2 protein-coding genes are annotated in these 846 nt (G+C 41.7%); both read left to right on the forward strand.

Translation table 11 applies throughout. The annotated features are described in order from the left end of the window. Window positions 1-188: hypothetical protein (locus tag A3756_RS27015; protein WP_197481098.1), on the forward strand; the 188-nt coding region annotated here is incomplete at its 5' end. Then, on the forward strand, window positions 181-675 hold the full coding sequence (locus tag A3756_RS01645; protein ID WP_068511937.1) for a hypothetical protein: 495 nt from the start codon (window positions 181-183) through the stop codon (window positions 673-675). The genes A3756_RS27015 and A3756_RS01645, both read left to right, overlap by 8 nt. The last annotated feature ends 171 nt before the right edge of the window (window positions 676-846 follow it).

Genomic DNA, 846 nt, shown 5'->3' on the forward strand with positions numbered 1-846 from the left:
AAGAAAAGCACCATAGCCGATTTAATTACGGTGTTGAGTTTAGTTTTGCCTCTAAGCATGACAAGTTAAAGATTAATGATGAACTGGTTGCAATTGAACAGATTTTGAGAAGGTTCGAAAATGACAGAGCCGCGTCGACAGAGGGTAGCTTAGATAGCTCTTCGACTGCGGGAGCCCCGGGTGGCTAAGCTGAAAGATTATGTGACGGGTGCGCTGCTTGTTTGTCTTGTTTTTTTAGGCCTAATTCTTTTTGCCTTGTATGACAAAAGTGCACCCAACGAGCACCAAAAGCCTGATTATAATTTTAGTTCCGATTGCGATATTAGTGCCGATGACTGTCGTTTGCACCTATTCAATGACTTGGAGCTTAGACTTCAAGTAAGTCCTAGTGAAATTAAAGCCCTAGAACGTTTCCAGTTGAAGTTTCATACAATGAACAATGCTGGAGCAGAACTCTCAAACCTTGTTGCTTGGGTTGAAGGGCGAGATATGGATATGGGGCAACACTTCTTATCCTCCAAAGCTGAGTTGGCTAACGAATTTTTATTAAGTGGAATGATTCCAATATGTACGGTCGATGCTGAGATGGTATGGCGCTTAGTTGTCAACTTTGAGTTTCAGGGGAAAACGATTCGTTTAGATTTTGATCTTAAGACTTCTCAGCATGGGCTCTAAGCTATGGTAAATAGGCTTCCTTTCACAATTCTTCTTGTCGGCATTTCTATCGCAATTATTGTGCTTGCAATGCGTTTTATGTCTTCAGATATAGAACGGGATATAAAAGCTAAATACCTTAAAGCGGGGGACTTTGACTTACTGCACGAGGGTAAAGCATTTAGCCTGGGC

It is taken from the genome of Oleiphilus sp. HI0086 (genome assembly GCF_001635225.1).